Source organism: Paracoccus sp. C2R09 (assembly GCF_018860625.1).
GTDB lineage: Bacteria > Pseudomonadota > Alphaproteobacteria > Rhodobacterales > Rhodobacteraceae > Paracoccus.
Genome location: NZ_JAHKQB010000029.1, coordinates 284,077 through 305,161 on the forward strand (window position 1 = coordinate 284,077; position 21,085 = coordinate 305,161).

Here is a 21,085-nt window from a genome sequence, read left to right on the forward strand (position 1 = left end):
CGGCCCTTTTGCATTTGCGGATGAAGGAGGCGGAGATGGCATTTCGTTTGTTCACGCGTGGGGAAAGGGCAGCCGCCCCCGCGCCCGAAAGAAAGGCAAGCGCGACGGGCCGGGTCATGGCCTTCGCATCGGGTTCGGGGCGGCCCATCTGGTCGGCCAGGGATCATGCCAGCCTGACGCGCGGTGGGTTCATGGGCAACCCGATCGGGTTTCGCTGCGTCAAGCTGATTGCCGAGGCAGGCGCGGCGGTGCCGCTGATCTGCGCGGACACGACACGTCGATATGACCTGCACCCGGTTCTTGACCTGCTGCGCCGCCCCAACCCGGGTCAGGGCCGGGCCGAGCTGTTCGAGGCGCTGTTCGGTCAGGTCTTGCTGTCGGGGAACGGGTACCTGGAGGCGGCGGGTCTTGCGCAGAACGGTCTGCCCGAGGAACTGCACGTCCTGCGGTCGGACCGCATGAGCGTCGTTCCCGGCGCGGATGGCTGGCCCGTCGCTTATGAATACCAGGTCGGCGGGCGCAAGCATCGCTTCGACATGACGGGCAGCCCCGATCCGATCTGCCACCTGCGCAGCTTCCACCCCTCGGACGACCATTACGGTTTGTCGCCGATGCAGGCGGCAGCCGTGGCGGTGGATGTCCACAACAGCGCCTCGGCCTGGTCGAAGGCGCTGCTGGACAATGCGGCCCGGCCAAGCGGGGCCATCGTCTATGGCGGGGTGGACGGCCAGGGCACGTTGAGCCCCGAGCAATACGACCGGCTGGTGGGCGAGATCGAGATGAACCATCAGGGCGCGCGCAATGCGGGTCGGCCGATGCTGCTGGAAGGCGGTCTGGACTGGAAGCCCATGGGGTTCAGCCCGAGCGACATGGAGTTCCACGAGACGAAGCTGGCCGCCGCGCGCGAGATCGCGTTGGCCTTCGGCGTGCCGCCCATGCTGCTGGGGATCCCGGGCGATGCGACCTATGCCAACTATGCCGAGGCGCATCGGGCCTTCTATCGCCTGACGGTGCTGCCGCTGGCGACGCGGGTCGCGGCGGGGGTCGCCTGGTGGCTGTCCGAGCATCTTGGCGCCGAGATCGAGCTACGGCCCGATCCGGACCAGGTCCCGGCCCTGGCCGAGGAACGCGACCGGCAGTGGACGCGCGTGGCGCAGGCCGGTTTTCTGACCGATGCCGAGAAGCGTCAGCTTCTGGGGCTGCCGCCCATCGACGAGGCCTGAGCCGATGGAGGGGTCGCGTTTCCCGGGCGACGGGCTGTGGCATGACCAGCGCTTCGAGGCGCAGGAGCGGATCATGGCGCTGCAATTCGGGCAGGTCGAGCGGCGTCTGGAACGGATCGAGGCGCTGATCGAGGGGCTGGAACGGCGGCTGTGGATGACGGTCTACGGGGTCGTCGCAGTGATCCTGACACAGGCCGTTCAGGGGATAATCGAATTTGCACCGAAAGGAGGCTGACGGATGGTTCCGGGGCTTGAAGTGAAATTCGCGGGCGGTCAGCCCGTGCTGTCCGATGGGCAGGTGATCGAAGGCTATGCCAGCCTGTTCGGTCTGACCGATCAGGGGGGCGACGCGGTTCAGCCGGGCGCATTCGCGGCCAGCCTGGAACGGCTGGCTGCGACGGGCGGCAAGGTCCGGATGCTGTGGCAGCACGATCCGGCCCGTCCCATCGGCGTGTGGGAGGAGATCCGCGAGGACGGCAAAGGCCTGTGGGTTCGCGGGCGGCTGCTGTCCGAGGTGGCGCAGGCGCGCGAGGCGGCGGCGCTGCTGCAGGCCGGTGCGATCGACGGGCTTTCCATCGGTTACCGCGCGATCCGGGCGGAACGCGACGGCAAGGGCCGCCGGATGCTGACCGAGGTCGAGCTTTGGGAGGTGTCGCTGGTGACCTTTCCGATGCTGCCCGAGGCCAAGGTCGGCCGCAAGGACGCCGACGATCTGCGCGAGATGGCGGCGCTGCTGACGGATGCTGCCGAAGCCCTTCGGGGCGCATGAGATTTCGGGCCGCGCATGATGCGCAGGCCCGACACGAGGTTTGCCCCCGAATGCGGGGCGAATGCAGGGGCGCGGCCCCTTCCAGTCGACGAGGAGAAGACGATGACCGAGGTGAAAGCCGCGGGCGCAGCCGGCACGGCTGCCGACCTGCGCGGGGCAATGTCCGGGTTCGTAAGTGAACTCAAGGGGTTCCGCGAAGATATTCAAACCAGGCTGAATGCACAGGAAGAGCGCATGAACATGATCGACCGCAAGACCGCCATCCGGGGCCGCGCGCCCCTGTCCGCCACCGCCGAGGTCGAGGTGCCGCATCAGAAGGCCTTCAACGCCTATCTTCGCAGCGGCGACGATGACGGCCTGCGTGGCCTTGCCATCGAGGAGAAGGGTCTGACCGTCGCCTCGGACGGTGGTTTCCTGGCGGCGCCGCAGGTTGCGGAAACCGTGCAGAAGGTTCTGCGCGGCAGTGCATCGCTGCGCCGCGTCGCCAATGTCGTGGCCATCGAAAGCGCGGCCTTCGAGGTCCTGGTCGACAAGGGCGATCAGGGTGCGGGCTGGGCGACCGAGGCGGCTTCCGCCGAAACCTCGGCCGGTGGTCTGGAGCGGATCACCATTCCGGTCCACGAACTGTCGGCCATGCCGAAGGCCAGCCAGCGTCTGCTGGACGATGCGGCCTTCGATGTCGAGGGTTGGCTGGCCGAACGCATTGCCGACAAGTTCGCCCGCGCCGAAGCCGCGGCCTTCGTCAGCGGCGACGGCGTGGACAAGCCGCGCGGTATTCTCAGCTATCCGGTGGCCGCCGATGCGGATGCGGGCGATGGCCAGATCGGCACCGTCTCGAGCGGCTCTCTGGGCGATTTCGGCGAGTCCTCGGCCGATACGCTGATCGACCTCATCTATGCCCTGGGTGCGGAATACCGCGCCAATGCGGCCTTCATGATGAATTCGAAGACCGCCGCCCGCATCCGCAAGATGAAGGATGCGGATGGCCGCTTCCTGTGGACGGATGCGCTGAACGCGGGGCAGGAACCGCAGCTGCTGGGCCATCCGGTCCTGATCAGCGAGGACATGCCCGACATGGCCCCCGCATCGCTGTCGGTGGCCTTCGGCGATTTCCGCGCCGCCTATACCATCGTCGAACGTCCCGATCTGCGCGTCCTGCGCGATCCCTTCAGCGCCAAGCCGCATGTGCTGTTCTATGCCACCAAGCGCGTCGGCGGCGGCGTTACCGACTTCCGCGCCGTGAAGCTGCTGCAGTTCTCGTGATCTGAAGCGGCAGGATCGGGTGGGCGATGCGCATCGGGTGCCGGGCATACCGGCTTAGCAACTGTCCGCGCGCGCTGATGGCCGGCGCGGGATGCACATCGACCTTGCCGATCCGTGCGGGGCGGTTCGGCCGGGGCCTTCGGGCTCCGGCCATCTTAATGATCTGCGGACAGCTGGACGGGAGGTTCGCGAAATGATGCTGATCGAGGAAACGGCGCCGCCCATCGAGGCGCTGCCCATCGCTGCGCTGCGTGGACATCTGCGTCTGGCAAGCGGTTTCGACACGCCGGACGATCCGGCCGAGACCGCGGCCCTGGCGGGGTTCCTGCGCGCGGCGATCGCGGCGATCGAGGGGCGGACGGGCAAGGTGATGCTGCGGCGGCGGTTCCGCATGCAGCTGGACGACTGGCGGGACAGGTTGGGGCAGACGCTGCCTCTGGCGCCCGTCCAGTCGGTCGAGAAGATCGAGATCGAGGATGGTTCGGGCACGCTGACGGTGCTGGACCCGGACGGGTGGCGGCTTCTGCCCGACATGCAGCGGCCGATGATCCTGCCTGCGGGCGTGATCCTGCCGCATGTGCCCCGAAGCGGGACGGTCACGGTGACCTTTACCGCGGGTTTCGGGGCGGAATGGGCGGATGTGCCGGCGGACCTGGCACAGGCGACGATCATGCTGGCTGCCAAGTACCACGACGATCGTGGGCAGGATGGCGGGCGGCACGGGATGCCCTTCGGGGTCAGCGCGCTGATCGAGCGTTGGCGGGCGGTCCGGACCTTGGTCGGGCGCGGTTCGCGGGAGGTGCGCTGATGTCGACACCGGAACTGAATGTCGCGCTGGACCTGGAAGCGCCGGACCGTGTCGCCGACGGGATGGGTGGCTGGACGACGGGCTGGCGGAGGCTTGGGCGTCTGTGGTGCGCGATGGATGCGCGATCGGGGCGTGAGAAGACGACCCGGCTGGGCATGGTCAGCGTCGTGCAGTGGCGCATCACGACACATGCGGCACCCGCGGGCGATCCGCGCAGGCCCGAACCCGGCCAGCGCCTGCGCAACGGAACCCGGGTCTTCGTGATCGAGGCGGTGGCCGAAGCGGGGGGGCGTCATCTCGACTGCTTTGCCCGAGAGGAGGACCAGGCATGAGCTATGGAGCGGGGGCGGCGCTGCAGGCGGCCGTCTATCATCAGCTGCGGGGCGACGAGGCCCTGGGCGCGCTGGTGGGCGATGCGATCTTCGACGCGATGCCGGTCGAGGCCCCGAGCGGGGTCTTCGTCTCGCTCGGGCCCGAGGATGCGGTGGGACGCGGTGATGTCACCGCGCGGGGTGCCCGACACGATCTGATCGTGACCGTGGCATCGGGTGCCGATGAAGGCGCGGGCTTCGGCGTGGTCAAGCAGGCCGCGGTCGCTGTCGCCGACGCGCTGGAGGATGCCGATCTGGATCTGAGCCGTGGCCACCTGGTGGCCATGCAGTTCCTGCGTGCGAAGGCGCGCAAGGTTGAGAATGGCGTCGCGCGGCAGGTCGATCTGACCTTTCGCGCGCGCATCGATTTCGGCTGAGGAGTGAAAGCCAATGGCGGTACAGAACGGACGTGATCTGCTGATCAAGATGGACATGAACGGCGACGGCAGTTTCGAGACGGTGGCGGGATTGCGCGCCACCCGGATCGCCTTCAACGCCGAGACGGTCGATGTCACCAGCATGGACAGCGAAGGCGGCTGGCGCGAATTGCTGGGTGGCGCAGGGGTGCGTAGCGCCTCGATCTCGGGGTCGGGGGTGTTTCGCGACGAGGCCACGGACGGCCGCGCAAGGCAGGCCTTCTTTGATGCCGAGATGCCGCAGTTCCAGGTCGTCGTGCCCGATTTCGGGCGCATCGAGGGGCGCTTCCAGATCACCTCGCTGGAATATGCGGGCAGCCATGACGGCGAGGCCACCTATGAAATGGCGCTGGCATCGGCGGGCGCCCTGAGCTTCGTCGCGATCTGATGGCAAACCCGATGCGCGGAGAAGTGGCGGTGACGCTGGACGGTCATCCGCACGCGGCACGCCTGACGCTGGGTGCACTGGCCGAGCTGGAGGCTGTGCTGGGTGAGGCGGATCTGCAGGGCGTCGTCGCGCGGATGGAGGCGGGCCGTATTTCCGGGCGCGAGGTTCTGGCGGTTCTGACCGCAGGTCTGCGCGGCGGGGGATGGCAGGGACAGGCCTCGGATCTCGTGGATTGCGACATCGCAGGCGGACCGGTCGCTGCCGCGCAGGCAGCGGCGCGACTTCTGGCGTTGGCCTTCCGGATGCCCGGATGAGCCTGCCCGGTGCGATGGACTGGCCCGGGATGATGCGTGCGGGGTTGGTCGGGTTGCGGTTGCACCCCGACCAGTTCTGGTCGCTGACGCCTGCCGAGCTGGCACTGATGCTGGGGCTTGGCCCTTCGGTCCCGCGCATGAGCCGGAACCGCCTGGCCGAACTGGCTGCAAGATATCCCGACGCGGAGGATTGTCGCGTCGGGACCGAGACCCCGCTGCAGGAGAGCCATCATGAGTGACGATCCCTTTGATGACCAACTTGACGAGAGCCTGTCCGACAGCGCGGGCATGGCCGCGGCCTTCGAGGCCGAGCTGACGCGGCTGCGATCCGCGATGACGCTGACCTCGCGCGAGGCGGGAACGCTGGGATCCGGGATCGAGCGAGGCGTCGGGCGGGCGGTGGACGACCTGGCACTGCACGGCGACAAGCTGAGCGATGTTCTGGCAGGACTGGCCGAGAGCCTTGCCGATACCGTCTATGGCATTGCGATGAAGCCGGTCGAGGGCGCGGTATCGGGGGCCATCGGCAGCCTGTTCGGCGCGCTGGGTGTGCCAGGTGTCGAGGCATTCGCCAAAGGCGGGACCTTCGCCTCGGGGCGGGTATCCGATGTCGTGGGCTCGGCCACCGGTTTTGCCATGCGGGGCGGGGCGGGCCTGATGGGAGAAGCGGGCCCCGAAGCCATCATGCCGCTGCAACGCGGTGCGGATGGCAGGCTGGGGGTTGCCGCGGCGGGCGGGGGCGGTTCGACCAACGTCACCTTCAATATCCAGACCCCGGACGTGGCGGGCTTCCAGAAAAGTCAGTCGCAGATCGCGGCGCAGATGTCGCGTGCACTGTCGCGCGCGGACCGTATCGGCTGAGGAGAGCAGAATGGCATTTCACGAGGTTCGGTTCCCAACCAACCTGTCATTCGGGGCCATGGGGGGCCCCGAACGCAGGACCGAGATCGTCTCGATGGCGAATGGCCACGAAGATCGGAATTCCCCCTGGGCACATTCGCGCAGAAGCTATGATGCGGGGATGGGGCTGCGGTCGCTGGACGATCTGGCAGCGGTGACCGCCTTCTTCGAGGCGCGGGCGGGTCAGTTGCACGGGTTCCGCTGGAAGGATTGGTCGGACTGGAAGAGCTGCCTGCCGTCACGCACCATCGCCTTCGACGATCAGGTCATCGGACGGGGGGACGGGCAGACGACCCGCTTTCAGCTGACCAAGGGCTATGTCTCGGGGGGGCAGACATATCGCCGTCCTGTCAAGAAGCCTGTCACGGGCACGGTTCGTGCTGGGATCGGCGGCGTCGAGGTCCATCTGGGCACGCATTACGAGGTTGATGACGCCTCGGGCGTGATCAGTTTCGACCAGCCGCCCGAAACGGGAGCGGATATCACCGCGGGCTTCGAATTCGACGTGCCGGTCCGCTTCGATGCGGATCGGATCCTCGTATCCGTGGCATCGTTCAACGCCGGTCAGGTGCCCGACATCCCGGTGCTGGAGGTGCGCATATGAGCACGACGATTGCACGCGCCTGGTGCGTGACGCGCGCGGACGGGCTGCAGCTGGGCTTTACCGACCACGATTGCGAACTGAGCTTCGACGGTATCGTCTTCAAGCCGGATCACGGCCTGGATGCCTCGGCGCTGCTGCAGGCGACGGGGCTGTCGGTCGACAACGCCGAAGCCACCGGAGCGCTGAGCGACGATGCCATTACCGAGCGCGACCTGATGGCCGGACGCTGGGATGCGGCCACCATCCGCATGTGGGAAGTGGATTGGATCGACCCCGAGGATCGCAAGCTGATGTTCCGCGGGTCGCTGGGTGAGGTAAGCCATGGCAACGGGTCGTTCCGGGCCGAATTGCGCGGCCTGACCGATCGTCTGAATGCCCCGCAGGGTCGCGTTTTCCATCCACGCTGTTCGGCCATGCTGGGGGATACGGCATGCGGCGTCGATACCCGGCGCGAGGGTCTGTCCGTCGAGCTGACCGTGGATCGCATCGAAGAGGGCCGCATCCTTCGTTTCGACAGCTTCGCAAGCTATGATGCCGACTGGTTCGAGCATGGCCGCATCGTCGTTCTGAGCGGAGAGGCGGAAGGCCTTCAGGGCCGTGTCAAGAACGACCGCGTGCCAGAGGCCGGGGGGCGCATCGTCGAACTGTGGGCGGGGCTGAATATCATCCCCGCGCCGGGCGACCGCATCAGGATCGAGGCGGGCTGCGACAAGGCGTCGTCGACCTGTCGCCTGAAATTTGCGAACTTCTTGAACTTCCGCGGTTTTCCCCATCTGCCGTCCGAGGATTGGCTGATGGCCCCGCAGACCGGTGGTCGCAATGTCTGAGGTGGTTCGGATCGCGGAAGGGTGGATCGGAACGCCCTATGTCCATCAGGCCAGCACCAGGGGTTGCGGTACGGATTGCCTGGGCCTTCTGCGTGGCGTCTGGAGAGAGCTTCAAGGTGCCGAGCCCGAGACGCCGCCCGCCTATACCGCCGATTGGGCGGAATGCGGGCGCGACGAGGTGCTGTGGAATGCCGCGATGCGCCATATGGATGAACTTCCGGCAGCTGACGAATGGCAGGCGGGGCAGGTGCTGTTGTTCCGGATGCGCCAAGGTGCGATCGCGAAGCATCTGGGGATCCTGTCCCACGATGGCCTCGAACCGCGATTCATCCATGCCTACAACTATCACGGGGTCATCGAGAGCCCGCTGACGCGGCCCTGGGCGGCGCGCGTTGTGGCGCGCTTCCGCTTTCCCTGAACCGATCCAACGAAGGAGGCCAAGATGGCCACGATTGTCCTGTCAGCGGTGGGTGCATCGCTGGGTGCGGGTTTTGGCGGCACGGCGCTGGGGCTGTCCGGCGCGTTGATCGGCCGTGCAGCCGGTGCCGTGGTGGGCCGCGCCATCGATCAGAGGCTGTTGGGCGGCGGTGCGCGTGCCGTCGAGACCGGCCGCATCGACCGTCTGAGGTTGCAAACGGCAGGCGAGGGCGTGCCCGTACCCCGTATCTGGGGTCAGATGCGGATGCCCGGCCATGTGATCTGGGCATCGCCATTGGAGGAGCTGAGCAGCACCGAGGACGCAGGTGGCGGCAAAGGGGCACCGAAGACGACGGTGACGAGCCTGACCTATCGCCTCTCGGTCGCGCTGGCCCTGTGCGAAGGGGAAATACTGGGCGTCGGGCGCGTCTGGGCGGATGGCGAGGAGATCGCCCAGGACGATCTGAACATGCGGATCTACCGGGGCTGCGATACCCAGCTGCCCGACCCGATCATCGCTGCGCATGAGGACGAGGCGGCACCCGCCTATCGCGGGATCGCCTATGTCGTGCTGGAGAACCTGGTGCTGGAACGCTGGGGCAACCGGATGCCGCAGCTGAGCTTCGAAGTGACTTGTCCCGCCCAGGACGGGACAGGTCTTTGCACGGATGTGCGGGCGGTGGCGATGATCCCGGGAACGGGGGAGTATTCGCTTGCGACCACGGCCGTGAACCACCGCGGCGATCTGGGCGCAAGCCGCAGCTTCAACGTGAACACGCCGATGGGTGGGACGGATTTTTCCGCGTCGCTGGACGTCTTGGGACGAGAACTGCCCGAGGTGGGTTCGGTCTCGTTGATCGTGTCCTGGTTCGGCAGCGACCTGCGGATCGGCGAATGCACCGTTCAGCCCAAGGTCGAATATGCCGATGTGGACGGAACCGAGATGCCTTGGCGCGCCGGAGGGATCAAACGCAGCGAGGCGCAGGAGGTCGCACGAAAGGACGGGCGTCCCATCTATGGGGGGACACCGTCGGACGGTTCGGTGATCGAGGGGCTGCGCGCCCTGAACGCGTCTGGCAGGAAGGCGGTCTTCTATCCGTTCATCCTGATGGAGCAGCTGGCGGGGAACGGGTTGGCCGATCCCTATGGTGCCCAGGAACAGTCCGTCATGCCGTGGCGTGGCCGTATCACGACGGCGATCGCTGCGGGTGTTGAGGGCAGCAGCGACAATACCCCAGCCGCCGAGGCGGAGGTCGCCGCGTTCTTTGGTGCAGCCGACATTGCCGATTTCGTCATCGACGGCGACGCCGTTCGTTACGACGGTCCGGCAGAATGGTCCTATCGCCGGTTCATCCTTCACTATGCCCATCTCTGCAAGGCCGCTGGGGGCGTCGATGCGTTCCTCATCGGGTCCGAGATGATCGGAATGACCCAGATCCGGGGAAGGGATAACAGCTATCCTGCCGTGACGGCGTTGCGCAGCCTTGCCGCGGATGTCCGCGCGATCCTGGGGGCATCGGTCAAGATCGGCTATGCGGCTGATTGGTCCGAATATTTCGGTCATCACCCGGGGGGCGGTGAGCTGTACTTCCATCTGGATCCCCTGTGGGCGGATGCCAACATCGATTTCATCGGAATCGACAATTACATGCCGTTGTCGGATTGGCGCGATGGCGAGGATCACCTCGATGCGCGCTGGGGCAGGATCGACAATATCGACTACCTCAAGACCAACGTGGCCGGGGGTGAAGGTTACGACTGGTACTATGCCAGCCCGACTGACCGCGATGCCCAGATCCGTACTCCGATCACCGACAGCCATTACGACGAGGCCTGGGTCTGGCGCTACAAGGACATCGCGGGATGGTGGCAGAACCACCACTACGAAAGGCCGGGCGGCGTTCGGGACCGCGATCCGACCGCGTGGGTGCCGGGATCGAAGCCCGTCTGGTTCACCGAACTGGGCTGCGCGGCCCTGGACAAGGCCACGAACCAGCCGAACAAGTTCCTCGATGCGATGAGCAGCGAGAGCCAGTTGCCCTGGTATTCCAACGGCACGCGGAATGACGCGCTCCAGGCGGCCTATATGGAAGCCTCGACGGGGTTCTGGAGGGAGAGGGCGAACAATCCTGTGAACGCCGATGGCATGGCGATGGTCGATACCGACCGCATGCATGTCTGGTGCTGGGACGCGCGCCCCTATCCCGCCTTTCCGGGGCGCGACGATCTGTGGTCGGACGGGCCTGCCTGGGATCGCGGCCATTGGCTGAACGGTCGTGCGGGTGCCGTGACGCTTCGGGCGGTGGTGCGCGATATCTGCCGGATGGCGGGCGTCGCCTCGGTGGACGTCACGCGGATTTCGGGTGTCGTGCGCGGATATGCCCTGCAGGCGAATGAAAGCGCGCGTGCCGCGTTGCAGCCGCTGATGCTTGCGCATGGTTTCGATGCGGTCGAACGCGAAGGCGTGCTGCATTTCGTGGCCCGTGACGGGCTGGCGGGCGCGATCGTGACGGATGACGACCTTGCACTGGGCGACGATGTCACGGGTTTCGAACAGACGCGGCAGGTCGAGGCATCGAACGCAGGCAGGATCCGGTTAAGCCATGTGGCAGCGGGCGGGGACTATTCCGCCGCCACTGTCGAATCTACCCTTGGCGACGATGACCGTCAGTCGGTTTCGGACAGCGAGTTCTCGATGATGCTGACACGGCCCGAGGGCCAGGCCATTGCGGATCGCTGGATCTCCGAGGCCGAGACGGCCCGCGACACCGCGCGCTTCGCGCTTCCGCCCAGCAGGGGGAATGTCGCGGCGGGCGATATCGTCCTGTCGCGCATATCGGGCCAGCCTGAACGGCGCTGGCGCATCGACCGGGTCGAGCGTTCGGGCGCGATCACGGTGGATGCGACCCGCGTCGATCCCGGCAGCTACTCGGCGCGCGTCAGCTTCGCCGGGCAGGGCAGCATCGGGACCTATTCCCCGCCGATGCCGGTCTTTCCAGTGTTCCTGGATCTGCCGCTGCTGCGGGGCGACGAGGTGGTGCATGCCCCGTGGCTTGCCGTGACGGCGGATCCATGGCCCGGAACGGTGGCCGCCTATGTCTCGACCGAGGCGGATGGCGGGTTCGAACTGAACCGGCTGCTGGATGGTCGTGCGCGCATCGGGCGGACATTGGACGCCTTGCCCGCCGCGCGTGCCGGAATGGTCGATCGTGGACCGGGCCTGCGCATCAGGCTGCCTTACGGCACGCTGCGTTCGGTCAATCGCGCCGCGCTTTTGTCCGGGGCCAACGCATTGGCCATCGGCGACGGTGCAGGCGGGCCGTGGGAGGTGATGCAGTTCTCGGATGCGCGGCTGGTCGAACCGGAGGTCTGGGAAATCGGCAGCCGTCTGCGCGGGCAGGCGGGGACCGACGGGATCATGCCGCAGGCATGGCCCGCAGGCAGCCTTGTCGTGCTGCTGGACAATGCGGTTCGGCAGGTCGACCTGCCACCATCCAGCCTTGGACAGGAGCGGTTCTGGCGGATCGGCCCCGGACTGCGTGCGCCTGATGACGCAAGCTATCAGGACATGACGGTCACGGTTGGCGGCACGGGGCTGCGGCCCTATGCGCCCTGCCATGTCCGCAAGAACGGCAGGCTGCTCGGCTGGACCCGCCGGAGCAGGATCGGTGGCGACAACTGGGCAGGAACCGACATCCCCCTGGGAGAGGACCGCGAGGAATACCTGCTTCGGCTGAGCATGAACGGTGAACTGATCCATCAGACACAGACCGGCAGCGCCTTCTTCGATCTGGGCACGCTGCGGGACGGAACCGGGACGGGCATCCTGACGGTCGAGGTCGCGCAGATCTCGGCCACTGTAGGCACCGGACCCTTTGCAAGGAGAGATTTCCATGTCGAATGAAACCGCACGCCTGCAGATGTCGCTGCTGATGCCTGCACAGGCTCAGAAGCACGTGACCGTCAACGAGGCCCTGATGCGCCTTGACGGGCTGGTGAACCTGGTCCTCGAGAGCGTCTCGACCGCGGTGCCGCCCGGCACCGTTCTGGACGGCCAATGCTGGGGCGTTCCCCAGGGCGCAACCGGCGACTGGTCCGGTCAGGACGAGGCGATCGCCATCGGATCGAATGGCGGATGGCTGTTCGTGCCGCCGCGTGCCGGGATGCGCGCCTTCGTGCGCGATTGCGGGGCAGACGCTGTGCATGACGGCGCTGGTTGGGCCGTCGGGGCGCTGACCATGGGGCAGGGCGGGTCCGGTCTGATCGCGGGGATCGCCGAGGGCGAGGTGACCCTGACCGCGGGTGCGACCGTGATCACCGGGATCGTCATTCCGGGCGGTGCCATGGTCATCGGTGCGACCGCACGGGTCAAGGATGCCATCACCGGCACGCTCACAAGCTGGCGGCTGGGAACGATGGACGGTACGGATCGCTTCGGGCGCGGCCTGGGCACTGCGCAGGATTCCTGGGCGCGCGGGATGCTGGGAACGCCGATGACCTACTGGCAGCCGGAACCGCTGATCCTGACTGCCGATGGCGGCGAGTTCGCGGGCGGCAGGGTGGCCCTTGCGGTCCACTGGCTGGAGATGCGTTTGCCGTCCTAATGCTCTCCAAGGGCTTGCCCGGGTTCCACCCGATGCCCACTTGGTCTAAGACCGATGGCAAGAAGGAACCGGGTGGGCCTCAGGATGAACATGCAGCATGCGAACAAGACACCGCTCAGCCTTGATCGGGATGCCATCTGGACGCAGCTCTGCGACGAGGCACGCGCCGCCGTCGCGAACGAGCCGCTTCTGGGGGCACTGATCCATGCCGGGCTGCTGCATCACCAGAGCCTCGAGGGGGCTCTGGCCTACCGCTTCTCGCTGAAGCTGGCCTCGGGCGAGATGAGCGAACAGATCCTGCGCGAGATCGCGGATCAGGCCTACGGCGCCACCTCGGAGCTGGGGGATGCCGCGCGGGCCGATCTGATGGCCGTCTACGATCGAGATCCGGCCACCCATCGGCTGCTGCAGCCGATCCTGTTCTTCAAGGGCTTTCAGGCGCTGCAGGCCTATCGCATGGCGCATTGGCTGTGGAACCAGGGGCGGCGCGACATGGCGTATTTCGTGCAGATGCGCTGCTCGGAGTGCTTTGGTGTCGATATCCACCCCGCTGCAAGGATCGGCACGGGGGTCATGATCGACCATGCGCATTCCATCGTCATCGGTGAAACCGCGGTGGTGGGCAACGACGTGTCCATGCTGCACTCGGTGACGCTTGGCGGCACCGGCAAGGAGGATGGCGACCGCCATCCGAAGATCGGGCAGGGCGTGCTGATTGGTGCGGGCGCGAAAGTGCTGGGAAATATCGAGGTCGGGCACCATTCGCGGATCGCCGCGGGGTCGGTGGTCGTTCACGAGGTCCCGCCCTGCAAGACCGTGGCGGGCGTTCCGGCGCAGATCATCGGGGATGCGGGCTGTCCCGAACCCTCGCACAGCATGAACCACCTGCTGGGTGGTGGCGACTGAGGGATCAGCCCCAGTCGTCCACCCCGCTGCCGGTCAGTTCGGCCAAGGTCGTTCCCTCGGCCTCGAGGCGCAGGTCCAGAGACTGCGCCAGCTGCGGCGCCAGCGACATTCCCTGATAGATCAGCGCCGAGTAGATCTGCACGGCCGACGCGCCCGCGCGGATCTTCTGCCACAGATCCTCGGGCGATGAGATCCCGCCGACCCCGATCAGGGGCAACCTGCCACCCGTCTGCCGATACAGACGCGCAAGCACCCGTGTCGAACGATCGAACAATGGCTGCCCGGACAGCCCGCCCGCCTGCGACGCCTGGGCGTCCGCGATGCCGTCGCGCGACAGCGTGGTATTCGTCGCGATGATGGCATCGACGCCGCAATCGGTCGCAACACCCGCGATCTGCTCGATCTCGGCATCGCTCAGGTCGGGCGCGATCTTCAGGAGGACCGGCAGCCCCGCCCGTACGGTGTCGCGGGTCTGCAGGACATGCCGCAGAAGCGCCGCCAATGCGTCGGAACCCTGCAGGTCGCGCAGCTTCTCGGTATTGGGCGAGGAGACATTCACCGTCACGAAATCGGCCGTATCGGCGGCCAGACGCAGGACCTTGGCGTAATCGTCGGCGCGATCGGCGCTGTCCTTGTTCGCCCCGAGGTTCAGGCCGACCGGAATGCCCGCGGGCCTGGCCCGAAGCCTTTCGACGATGGCCTCCATCCCTTCGTTGTTGAAACCGAAGCGATTGATGATGGCACGGTCGCCCGTCAGGCGGAACAGGCGCGGCTTGGGATTGCCCGGTTGCGGACGCGGCGTGGCCGCGCCGATCTCGATGAAGCCGAAGCCGGATTTCATCAGCGGGCCGATCACCTTGCCGTTCTTGTCGTATCCCGCGGCAAGACCCACGGGATTCGGCATGTCGATCCCGGCCAGCGTGGTCCGCAGGCGCGGACTGGTGACGGGCCCGCCCGGCATGGGAACCAGCCCCGTGCGCAATGCCCTGATCGACAGGTCGTGCGCGTGTTCGGGGTCCAGCCTGTGCAGCGCGGCAAGGCCCAGCTTCTCGATCATGCTCATGGTTCGATCCCCGTCACGTGGACGCCGTCCCTCAGCGTGATGGGGCGCGTCCAGACGACATCCTCCATCCGCAGATTGCGATAGAGATGCGGGAACAGCGCGCCGCCGCGCGACGGTTCCCACCGCAGGTCGTCACCCAACGCATCCGCCTCGCAGGCCAGCAGCGTCAGGTCGTCCTCGTCCGCGAAATGCTTGGCAAGCGTGCCCGCAAGCTGTTCGGCGGTCGAGATGTGGACATAGCCGTCGGCAAGATCGACGGGCGCGCCGGGCGTCTCGCCCAGCCGTTGCATGTCGGCCCATTCGGCCGCTCGGAATACCTTGTAGATCAGCATGCGGGCATTTGCCGTGCCGCGGCGTCACCGGTCAAGCGCGAAGTCACCTTCCATTTGACCTGTGCAAATCCACGGGCCAATCTTTCGACGCCGACCGTCTGGGATTGGAAGGAATCACCCATGATCAAAAGCCTGTTCGCCGCGACCTCTGCAATTGCACTGATGTCGGGCGCAGCGCATGCGGACAGCGTGCTGCATATCCTGCACACCAACGATGTCCACAGCCGCATCGAGCCCATCAACAAGTATGACAGTACCTGCGACGAGGAGACCCAGGCCGCCAACGAATGCTTCGGCGGCGTCGCGCGGATCGCCACGAAGATCGCCGAGCTGAAGCAGCAGATCGAGGCGGAGGGCGAGCCGGTCATCGTGCTGGACGCGGGCGACCAGTACCAGGGGTCGATGTTCTACACGACCTACAAGGGCGAGGAGGTCGTCGAGTTCATGAATGCCATCGGCTATGACGCCATGGCGGTCGGCAACCACGAATTCGACGATGGCCCCGGCGGCCTTGCGATCCTGGCCGATGGCGTGAATTTCCCGGTGATTTCCAGCAACCTCGACCTGTCGCAGTCGGACCTGTCCGGCAAGGTCGTCAAGCACCTGGTGATCGAGAAGGACGGACAGAAGATCGGCATCATATCGGCGCTGGCCATGGACACCCCCGAGACGTCCTCGCCCGGCGATGACGTGATCTTCCAGGACGATGTCGAGAGCCTGACGGCCGCCGCCGAGGCCCTGGAGGAAGAGGGCGTGAACCAGATCATCGCGCTGACCCATGTGGGCTATCTGCGCGATCAGGAATTCGCGGCGCAGATCCCCGGGATCGACGCGATCATCGGGGGTCATTCGCACACGCTGCTGGGCCAGATGGAAGGCGCCGAAGGTGCCTATCCGACGATGGTGTCCGGCCCGGACGGCAACCAGGTGCCGGTGGCGCAGGCCTACGCCTACAGCAAGTATGTCGGCCATCTGAAGCTGACCTTCGACGACGAGGGCAAGGTCACCGCGGTCGAGGGCGAGCCGATCCTGCTGGACGCGTCGGTCCCCGAGGACGAGGCCATCGCCGCGCGCGTGGCCGAGATGGCCGAGCCGATTGCCGAACTGCGCAACAAGGTCGTCGCCCAGTCCGCCGGGACCATCGAAGGATCGCGCGAGATCTGCCGTCAGCAGGAATGCGCGATGGGCAACCTCGTGGCGGATGCCATGCTTGAACGGGTGAAGGATCAGGGCGTCACCATCGCGATCCAGAATGGCGGCGGGCTTCGCGCCTCGATCGACGAGGGCGAGGTGACCATGGGCGAGGTCTATACCGTCCTTCCCTTCCAGAACACGCTTGCGACCTTCCAGCTGGATGGTGCCTCGGTCGTGGCGGCGCTGGAAAACGGCGCAAGCCAGTACGAGGAACTTGCCGGTCGTTTCGCGCAGGTCGCCGGTCTGAAATACACCGTCGATCCCGCAGCCGAGGTGGGTTCGCGCATCAGCGACGTGATGGTGATGGAGGGCGAGGAATGGGTCCCCATCGACACCCAGGCAACCTATGGCGTGACGACCAACAACTACATGCGCGGTGGCGGCGACGGTTATTCGATCTTCGCCGAGAAGGGCCAGCAGGCCTATGATTTCGGTCCGGACCTGGCCGAGGTCGTGGCCGAATACCTGGGCGCGGCACAGGGCGGATACGAGCCCTATACCGATGGTCGCATCACGGTAAAGTAAGCGACCCGAGCCAGTGGCGCGGCCCGTTGGCAATACGGGCCGCGTCGGCTATTGCACCGGCATGAGGCACGGTTTCCCCATAGCGACACCCGGACAGCGGATCGGAATCCTCGGCGGTTCGTTCGATCCGGCCCATGACGGGCATCTGCAAATCTCGCAGGCGGCGTTGTCGCGATTGCGGCTGGACCGGGTCTGGTGGCTGGTTTCTCCGGGCAATCCGCTCAAGACGCGTGGACCTGCCCCCATGTCCGACCGGACCGCGCGTGCCGAAGCGATCGCCCGGGATCCGCGCATCGTCGTGACCGGGATCGAGAAGGACCTGGGCACCCGCATGACCGCCGACAGCCTTGCCGCGCTGCGGACCGAATATCCGCATGTCGATTTCTGTTGGCTGATGGGGTCGGACAACCTTCTGCAATTTCACAAATGGGACCGCTGGCGCAGGATCGCGGCGACTATGCCCCTTGCGGTGCTGGCACGTCCGGGAACCCGGCTGGCGGCACGCAACGCCCCTGCCGCCCAGATGCTGCGCGGCCACCGCATCCCCGAAACGCGCGCGGCCCTGCTGCCGGGCATGAAGGCGCCGGCCTGGGTGTTCCTGAACCTGCCGATGTCGCCCCTGTCCTCGACCATGATCAGGGCGGGCGGATGATGCTGACGCGCCGACATTTCCTGGGTTCTTCCCTTGCGGCGATTGCCGCGCCCTCGGTGCTGCGTGCCGATCCGCTGACCATCCGTCCGCCCGTCAAGCCTGCGCTGGCGCCTTCCGATGTCGTTTCGGCCTCGGGCCTTGCGGGCGAGGTCGGTCATGCCCTGATCGCCATCGGCGGAACGCCGCTGTCGCTTGGCAAGGCGGCGCTGCGCATGGCCCCCGCCAGCACGATGAAGGCCATCACCGCAGCCTATGCGCTGGACCGGATGGGCCCGCAGCACCGGTTCCGTACAAAGGTCGTGCTGCAGGGCGATACGCTGGTTCTGGCGGGGGGCGGTGATCCCGTCCTCAGCACCGACGATCTAGCGTCATTGGCCGATGATCTGGTCGCCGCTGGAACGGCAGCGCCCAAGCGTTTTGCCGTCTGGGGCGGCGCCCTGCCGCGCCTTGGGCAGATCACGCCGGAACAGGCGCCTTACCTGGCCTACAACCCGTCGATTTCGGGGATGATCCTGAATTTCAACCGCGTGCATCTGGGCTGGAGCGCTGCCGGGGCCGACATGCAGGTGCAGGCACGCGCCGCACGGGAATCGCCACGCGCCTACACGATCACGGCGGCCCCCGCCGATCAAGCGCAGCTGTTCGGATATCGCAGCGACGAGGATCGCGAATATTGGACGGTCTCTCGCGCTGCGATCCGCCGTGCGGGCAGCCGATGGTTGCCGGTCCGTCTGCCCGAGCTTTATGCCGGGGACGTGTTCCAGACGCTGTGCCGCGCGCGCGGCCTGGTGCTGCCCACGCCAGAGCTTGCGGATCGCGCACCGCAGGGGCGCGAACTGGCGGGCCATGACAGCCAACCGCTGATCCAGCTGCTGCAGGACATGCTGACCTATTCCACGAACCTGACGGCCGAGGTGCTGGGACTGCATGCAAGCGGTCGGGGCGATCTGCCCGCATCCAGCGGCGCGATGCAGGAATGGCTGGGCGATCTGGGACATGGAATGCGCCTGTCGGATCATTCGGGCCTTGCATCCGATAGCCGCATCGGTGCCTTCGCGATGGCGCGCATCCTTGCGGGGCCGGGCCGCGACCTGGGGCTTCCCGCGATCCTCAAACGCAATCCCCTGGCCGAGGATCTGGGCACGGACCCCCATGCCCGTCACGTCGTCCGCGCCAAGACAGGAACGTTGAACTTCGTGTCGAACCTTTCCGGATATGTCACGACCCCGCAGGGCCAGGAGGGGGTCTTCGCGATCTTCTGCGCCGACCCCGCGCGGCGGGATGCATCCATCGGCGCGGAACTGCCCGCGGGCGTTTCGACCTGGACGAGGGCGGCGAAATCGCTGCAACGCGATGTGATCGCCGCCTTCGACGCGCGCCTTCAGTCCTGAAGCGTCATGTGGCGCACCCGCGCCGACAGCTCGATCGCGGCTGCGTGCAGGCGGCTGATCTCCAGCTCCTCGCGGATTTCGGCCAGCATGCGGATCTCTCCGTCATAGAGCCGACCGTCGGCCGCACCTACATCGCAGGCCAGCGCATATGCCGTCTCGTTCAGATAGGGGGGCAGGGCGTCGCGCAGCAGTCCGAACAGGGCATCCAGCCCGTCCTCTTCCTCGAACAGGGTCATGACCGTCTGGCTGACCGCACGGATGCGCTGATCGTCGTAATCGGCAAAGACGGGTGCGTGATCGACCATGCGCTGGATCGCAACCAGTTCGGATGTTCGGATGTTGCTGTCAGAGGCCGAAACGGCCACCATCACGGCGACAAGGGCGTCGCAGGGCGACAGGGACGGCAGCTCGGATGTCATGGGTTTCTCCTTGGTTCCCCATCAGATTATTGACGATGCCCTGCGCTTTCAATAAGCGGACCGAGCATTCATAGGAGAGATGAGATGACCACCCTGCGCGATGCCGCGATGCAGTCGAAGGCCTGGCCGTTCGAAGAGGCGCGCCGGGTCCTCAAACGCTATGAGAAGGCCCCGCCCGAAAAGGGATACGTCCTGTTCGAGACCGGCTACGGTCCCTCGGGCCTGCCCCATATCGGCACCTTCGGCGAGGTTGCCCGCACCACGATGATCCGCCGCGCCTTCGAGATCATCAGCGACATTCCCACGCGCCTGATCTGTTTCTCGGACGACATGGACGGGATGCGCAAGGTGCCCGACAACGTGCCCCAGAACGAGATGCTGCACGAGCATCTGCAAAAGCCGCTGACCTCGGTTCCCGACCCGTTCGGCGAATACGAGAGCTTCGGCCACCACAACAACGCGATGCTGCGCCGCTTCCTCGACACCTTCGGGTTCGAATACGAATTCATCAGCGCGACCGAATACTACAAGGCCGGTCATTTCGACGCGACGCTGCTGCGTGCCGCCGAGAAATACGACCAGATCATGGAAGTCATGCTGAAAAGCCTGCGCGAGGAACGCCAGCAGAGCTACAGCTGCTTCCTGCCGATCAGCCCCAAGACGGGCCGCGTGCTGTACGTGCCCATCAAGCATGTCGATGCCAAGGCCGGCACGATCACCTTCGACGAGGATGGCGAGGAGATCACCCTTCCCGTCACCGGCGGCCAGGTGAAGCTGCAGTGGAAGCCCGATTTCGGCGCACGTTGGGCCGCGCTGGATGTCGATTTCGAGATGTACGGCAAGGATCACAGCACCAACACGCCGATCTACGACCGCATCTGCGAGATCCTGGGCGGGAAGAAGCCCGAGCATTTCACCTACGAGCTGTTCCTCGATCAGCACGGCCAGAAGATCAGCAAGTCGAAGGGCAACGGGTTGTCGATCGACGAATGGCTGACCTATGCCTCGACCGAGAGCCTGTCGTACTTCATGTACCAGAAGCCGAAGACGGCCAAGCGGATGCATTTCGACGTGATCCCGAAGGCGGTGGACGAATACCACCAGCAGCTGCGCGCCTTCCCCGATCAGACGCCCGAACAGCAGGCGGCGAACCCGGTCTTCCACATCCACGGCGGCAAGGTTCCCGCATCCGACATGGTCGTGCCGTTCCAGATGCTGCTGAACCTGGCATCGGTCGCGGGCGCCGCGGGCAAGGAGGGCCTCTGGGGCTTCATGCGCCGCTATGCCCCCGAGGCCAGCCCCGAGACGCATCCGGGTCTGGATCAAGCGACGGGCTTCGCGGTCCGCTACTTCAACGATTTTGTCGCCCCCACGCGGACCTTCCGCGAACCGACCGAGATCGAGCGCCGCGCGATGGAGGATCTGGCCGGTCGCCTGGCCGCATGGGATCAGCCCGCCGATCCCGAGGTGCTGCAGTCGATGGTCTTCGCCGTCGGCAAGGAACATGGGTTCGAACCGCTGCGCGATTGGTTCGGCGCGCTGTACCAGGTTCTTCTGGGTGCCGATCAAGGGCCGCGTTTCGGCGGGTTCATCGCGCTCTATGGCATCGACGAGACGCGCGATCTGATCGAACGCGCATTGGCGGGCGAACTGGTCGCCGACGCCTGACGATACCGCGCCCCGTTGCGACGGGGCGCGA

The 21,085-nt window shown here is 66.2% G+C and carries 24 protein-coding genes; 21 read left to right on the forward strand and 3 right to left on the reverse strand.

What is annotated here, in order from left to right; genetic code table 11:
* The first annotated feature begins 35 nt into the window (after window positions 1–35).
* The 17 genes from KO490_RS13260 to cysE all read left to right on the forward strand — a co-directional run bounded on the left by KO490_RS13260 (window position 36) and on the right by cysE (window position 13,810).
* Entirely contained in the window at window positions 36–1,223 is a 1,188-nt protein-coding gene (locus tag KO490_RS13260; protein ID WP_216019882.1) for a phage portal protein, read from the forward strand.
* Between the two features lie 4 nt (window positions 1,224–1,227).
* The gene (locus tag KO490_RS13265) at window positions 1,228–1,458 is read left to right on the forward strand and encodes a hypothetical protein (RefSeq protein WP_216019883.1); all 231 of its coding nucleotides are present in this window, start codon (window positions 1,228–1,230) and stop codon (window positions 1,456–1,458) included.
* 3 nt (window positions 1,459–1,461) lie between these two features.
* Entirely contained in the window at window positions 1,462–1,992 is a 531-nt protein-coding gene (locus tag KO490_RS13270) for an HK97 family phage prohead protease (protein ID WP_216019884.1), read from the forward strand.
* Window positions 1,993–2,094: 102 nt separating this feature from the next.
* Entirely contained in the window at window positions 2,095–3,255 is a 1,161-nt protein-coding gene (locus KO490_RS13275; RefSeq protein ID WP_216019885.1) for a phage major capsid protein, read from the forward strand.
* Window positions 3,256–3,448: 193 nt separating this feature from the next.
* Complete coding sequence (locus KO490_RS13280; RefSeq protein ID WP_216019886.1) at window positions 3,449–4,063, forward strand: hypothetical protein; 615 nt, start codon at window positions 3,449–3,451, stop codon at window positions 4,061–4,063.
* Complete coding sequence (locus tag KO490_RS13285) at window positions 4,063–4,395, forward strand: head-tail adaptor protein (protein ID WP_216019887.1); 333 nt, start codon at window positions 4,063–4,065, stop codon at window positions 4,393–4,395. The genes KO490_RS13280 and KO490_RS13285 overlap by 1 nt, the downstream gene beginning before the upstream one ends.
* The gene (locus KO490_RS13290) at window positions 4,392–4,811 is read left to right on the forward strand and encodes a DUF3168 domain-containing protein (RefSeq protein WP_216019888.1); all 420 of its coding nucleotides are present in this window, start codon (window positions 4,392–4,394) and stop codon (window positions 4,809–4,811) included. The genes KO490_RS13285 and KO490_RS13290 overlap by 4 nt, the downstream gene beginning before the upstream one ends.
* A gap of 13 nt (window positions 4,812–4,824) precedes the next feature.
* Window positions 4,825–5,238: a phage major tail protein, TP901-1 family gene (locus tag KO490_RS13295; RefSeq protein WP_216019889.1), complete on the forward strand. Its 414-nt coding sequence runs from the start codon at window positions 4,825–4,827 to the stop codon at window positions 5,236–5,238.
* The gene (locus KO490_RS13300) at window positions 5,238–5,552 is read left to right on the forward strand and encodes a gene transfer agent family protein (protein WP_216019890.1); all 315 of its coding nucleotides are present in this window, start codon (window positions 5,238–5,240) and stop codon (window positions 5,550–5,552) included. Before KO490_RS13295 ends, KO490_RS13300 begins: the two co-directional genes overlap by 1 nt.
* The gene (locus tag KO490_RS13305; protein ID WP_216019891.1) at window positions 5,549–5,791 is read left to right on the forward strand and encodes a rcc01693 family protein; all 243 of its coding nucleotides are present in this window, start codon (window positions 5,549–5,551) and stop codon (window positions 5,789–5,791) included. Before KO490_RS13300 ends, KO490_RS13305 begins: the two co-directional genes overlap by 4 nt.
* On the forward strand, window positions 5,784–6,413 hold the full coding sequence (locus KO490_RS13310; protein WP_216019892.1) for a phage tail tape measure protein: 630 nt from the start codon (window positions 5,784–5,786) through the stop codon (window positions 6,411–6,413). The genes KO490_RS13305 and KO490_RS13310 overlap by 8 nt, the downstream gene beginning before the upstream one ends.
* A 10-nt stretch (window positions 6,414–6,423) precedes the next feature.
* Entirely contained in the window at window positions 6,424–7,056 is a 633-nt protein-coding gene (locus tag KO490_RS13315; RefSeq protein WP_216019893.1) for a DUF2460 domain-containing protein, read from the forward strand.
* Window positions 7,053–7,883 carry a DUF2163 domain-containing protein gene (locus tag KO490_RS13320; RefSeq protein WP_216019894.1) on the forward strand — a complete coding sequence of 277 codons (831 nt, stop codon included), beginning with the start codon at window positions 7,053–7,055 and terminating at the stop codon, window positions 7,881–7,883. The genes KO490_RS13315 and KO490_RS13320 overlap by 4 nt, the downstream gene beginning before the upstream one ends.
* The gene (locus KO490_RS13325) at window positions 7,876–8,301 is read left to right on the forward strand and encodes an NlpC/P60 family protein (RefSeq protein ID WP_216019895.1); all 426 of its coding nucleotides are present in this window, start codon (window positions 7,876–7,878) and stop codon (window positions 8,299–8,301) included. Before KO490_RS13320 ends, KO490_RS13325 begins: the two co-directional genes overlap by 8 nt.
* Before the next feature lie 24 nt (window positions 8,302–8,325).
* Entirely contained in the window at window positions 8,326–12,204 is a 3,879-nt protein-coding gene (locus KO490_RS13330; protein WP_216019896.1) for a glycoside hydrolase/phage tail family protein, read from the forward strand.
* Complete coding sequence (locus KO490_RS13335) at window positions 12,194–12,904, forward strand: DUF2793 domain-containing protein (protein ID WP_216019897.1); 711 nt, start codon at window positions 12,194–12,196, stop codon at window positions 12,902–12,904. The genes KO490_RS13330 and KO490_RS13335 overlap by 11 nt, the downstream gene beginning before the upstream one ends.
* Before the next feature lie 84 nt (window positions 12,905–12,988).
* A complete protein-coding gene (gene cysE / locus KO490_RS13340) occupies window positions 12,989–13,810 on the forward strand; it encodes a serine O-acetyltransferase (protein WP_216019898.1) in 822 nt (273 codons plus the stop codon).
* 4 nt (window positions 13,811–13,814) lie between these two features.
* Here cysE and KO490_RS13345 read toward each other — a convergent pair whose 3' ends face one another.
* Both KO490_RS13345 and KO490_RS13350 read right to left on the reverse strand, forming a co-directional pair.
* Window positions 13,815–14,873: a quinone-dependent dihydroorotate dehydrogenase gene (locus KO490_RS13345; protein WP_216019899.1), complete on the reverse strand. Its 1,059-nt coding sequence runs from the start codon at window positions 14,871–14,873 to the stop codon at window positions 13,815–13,817.
* On the reverse strand, window positions 14,870–15,205 hold the full coding sequence (locus KO490_RS13350) for a DUF952 domain-containing protein (protein ID WP_216019900.1): 336 nt from the start codon (window positions 15,203–15,205) through the stop codon (window positions 14,870–14,872). Before KO490_RS13350 ends, KO490_RS13345 begins: the two co-directional genes overlap by 4 nt.
* Window positions 15,206–15,325: 120 nt before the next feature.
* On the opposite strand from KO490_RS13350, the gene KO490_RS13355 reads away from it, so the two are divergent.
* The 3 genes from KO490_RS13355 to dacB all read left to right on the forward strand — a co-directional run bounded on the left by KO490_RS13355 (window position 15,326) and on the right by dacB (window position 18,967).
* Window positions 15,326–16,924, forward strand: a complete 1,599-nt coding sequence (locus KO490_RS13355) for a bifunctional UDP-sugar hydrolase/5'-nucleotidase (protein ID WP_216019901.1) — start codon at window positions 15,326–15,328, stop codon at window positions 16,922–16,924.
* A gap of 61 nt (window positions 16,925–16,985) precedes the next feature.
* Window positions 16,986–17,576: a nicotinate-nucleotide adenylyltransferase gene (locus tag KO490_RS13360; protein WP_216019902.1), complete on the forward strand. Its 591-nt coding sequence runs from the start codon at window positions 16,986–16,988 to the stop codon at window positions 17,574–17,576.
* Complete coding sequence (gene dacB / locus KO490_RS13365; protein ID WP_252727173.1) at window positions 17,573–18,967, forward strand: D-alanyl-D-alanine carboxypeptidase/D-alanyl-D-alanine-endopeptidase; 1,395 nt, start codon at window positions 17,573–17,575, stop codon at window positions 18,965–18,967. Before KO490_RS13360 ends, dacB begins: the two co-directional genes overlap by 4 nt.
* Here dacB and KO490_RS13370 read toward each other — a convergent pair.
* Window positions 18,958–19,386 carry a tellurite resistance TerB family protein gene (locus KO490_RS13370; RefSeq protein ID WP_216019903.1) on the reverse strand — a complete coding sequence of 143 codons (429 nt, stop codon included), beginning with the start codon at window positions 19,384–19,386 and terminating at the stop codon, window positions 18,958–18,960. The genes dacB and KO490_RS13370 overlap by 10 nt on opposite strands.
* Before the next feature lie 84 nt (window positions 19,387–19,470).
* Here KO490_RS13370 and KO490_RS13375 point away from each other — a divergent pair, with 84 nt between their 5' ends.
* Window positions 19,471–21,054 (forward strand): lysine--tRNA ligase, encoded by a 1,584-nt coding sequence (locus KO490_RS13375; protein ID WP_216019904.1) that lies wholly within the window; start codon window positions 19,471–19,473, stop codon window positions 21,052–21,054.
* Window positions 21,055–21,085: the final 31 nt, after the last annotated feature.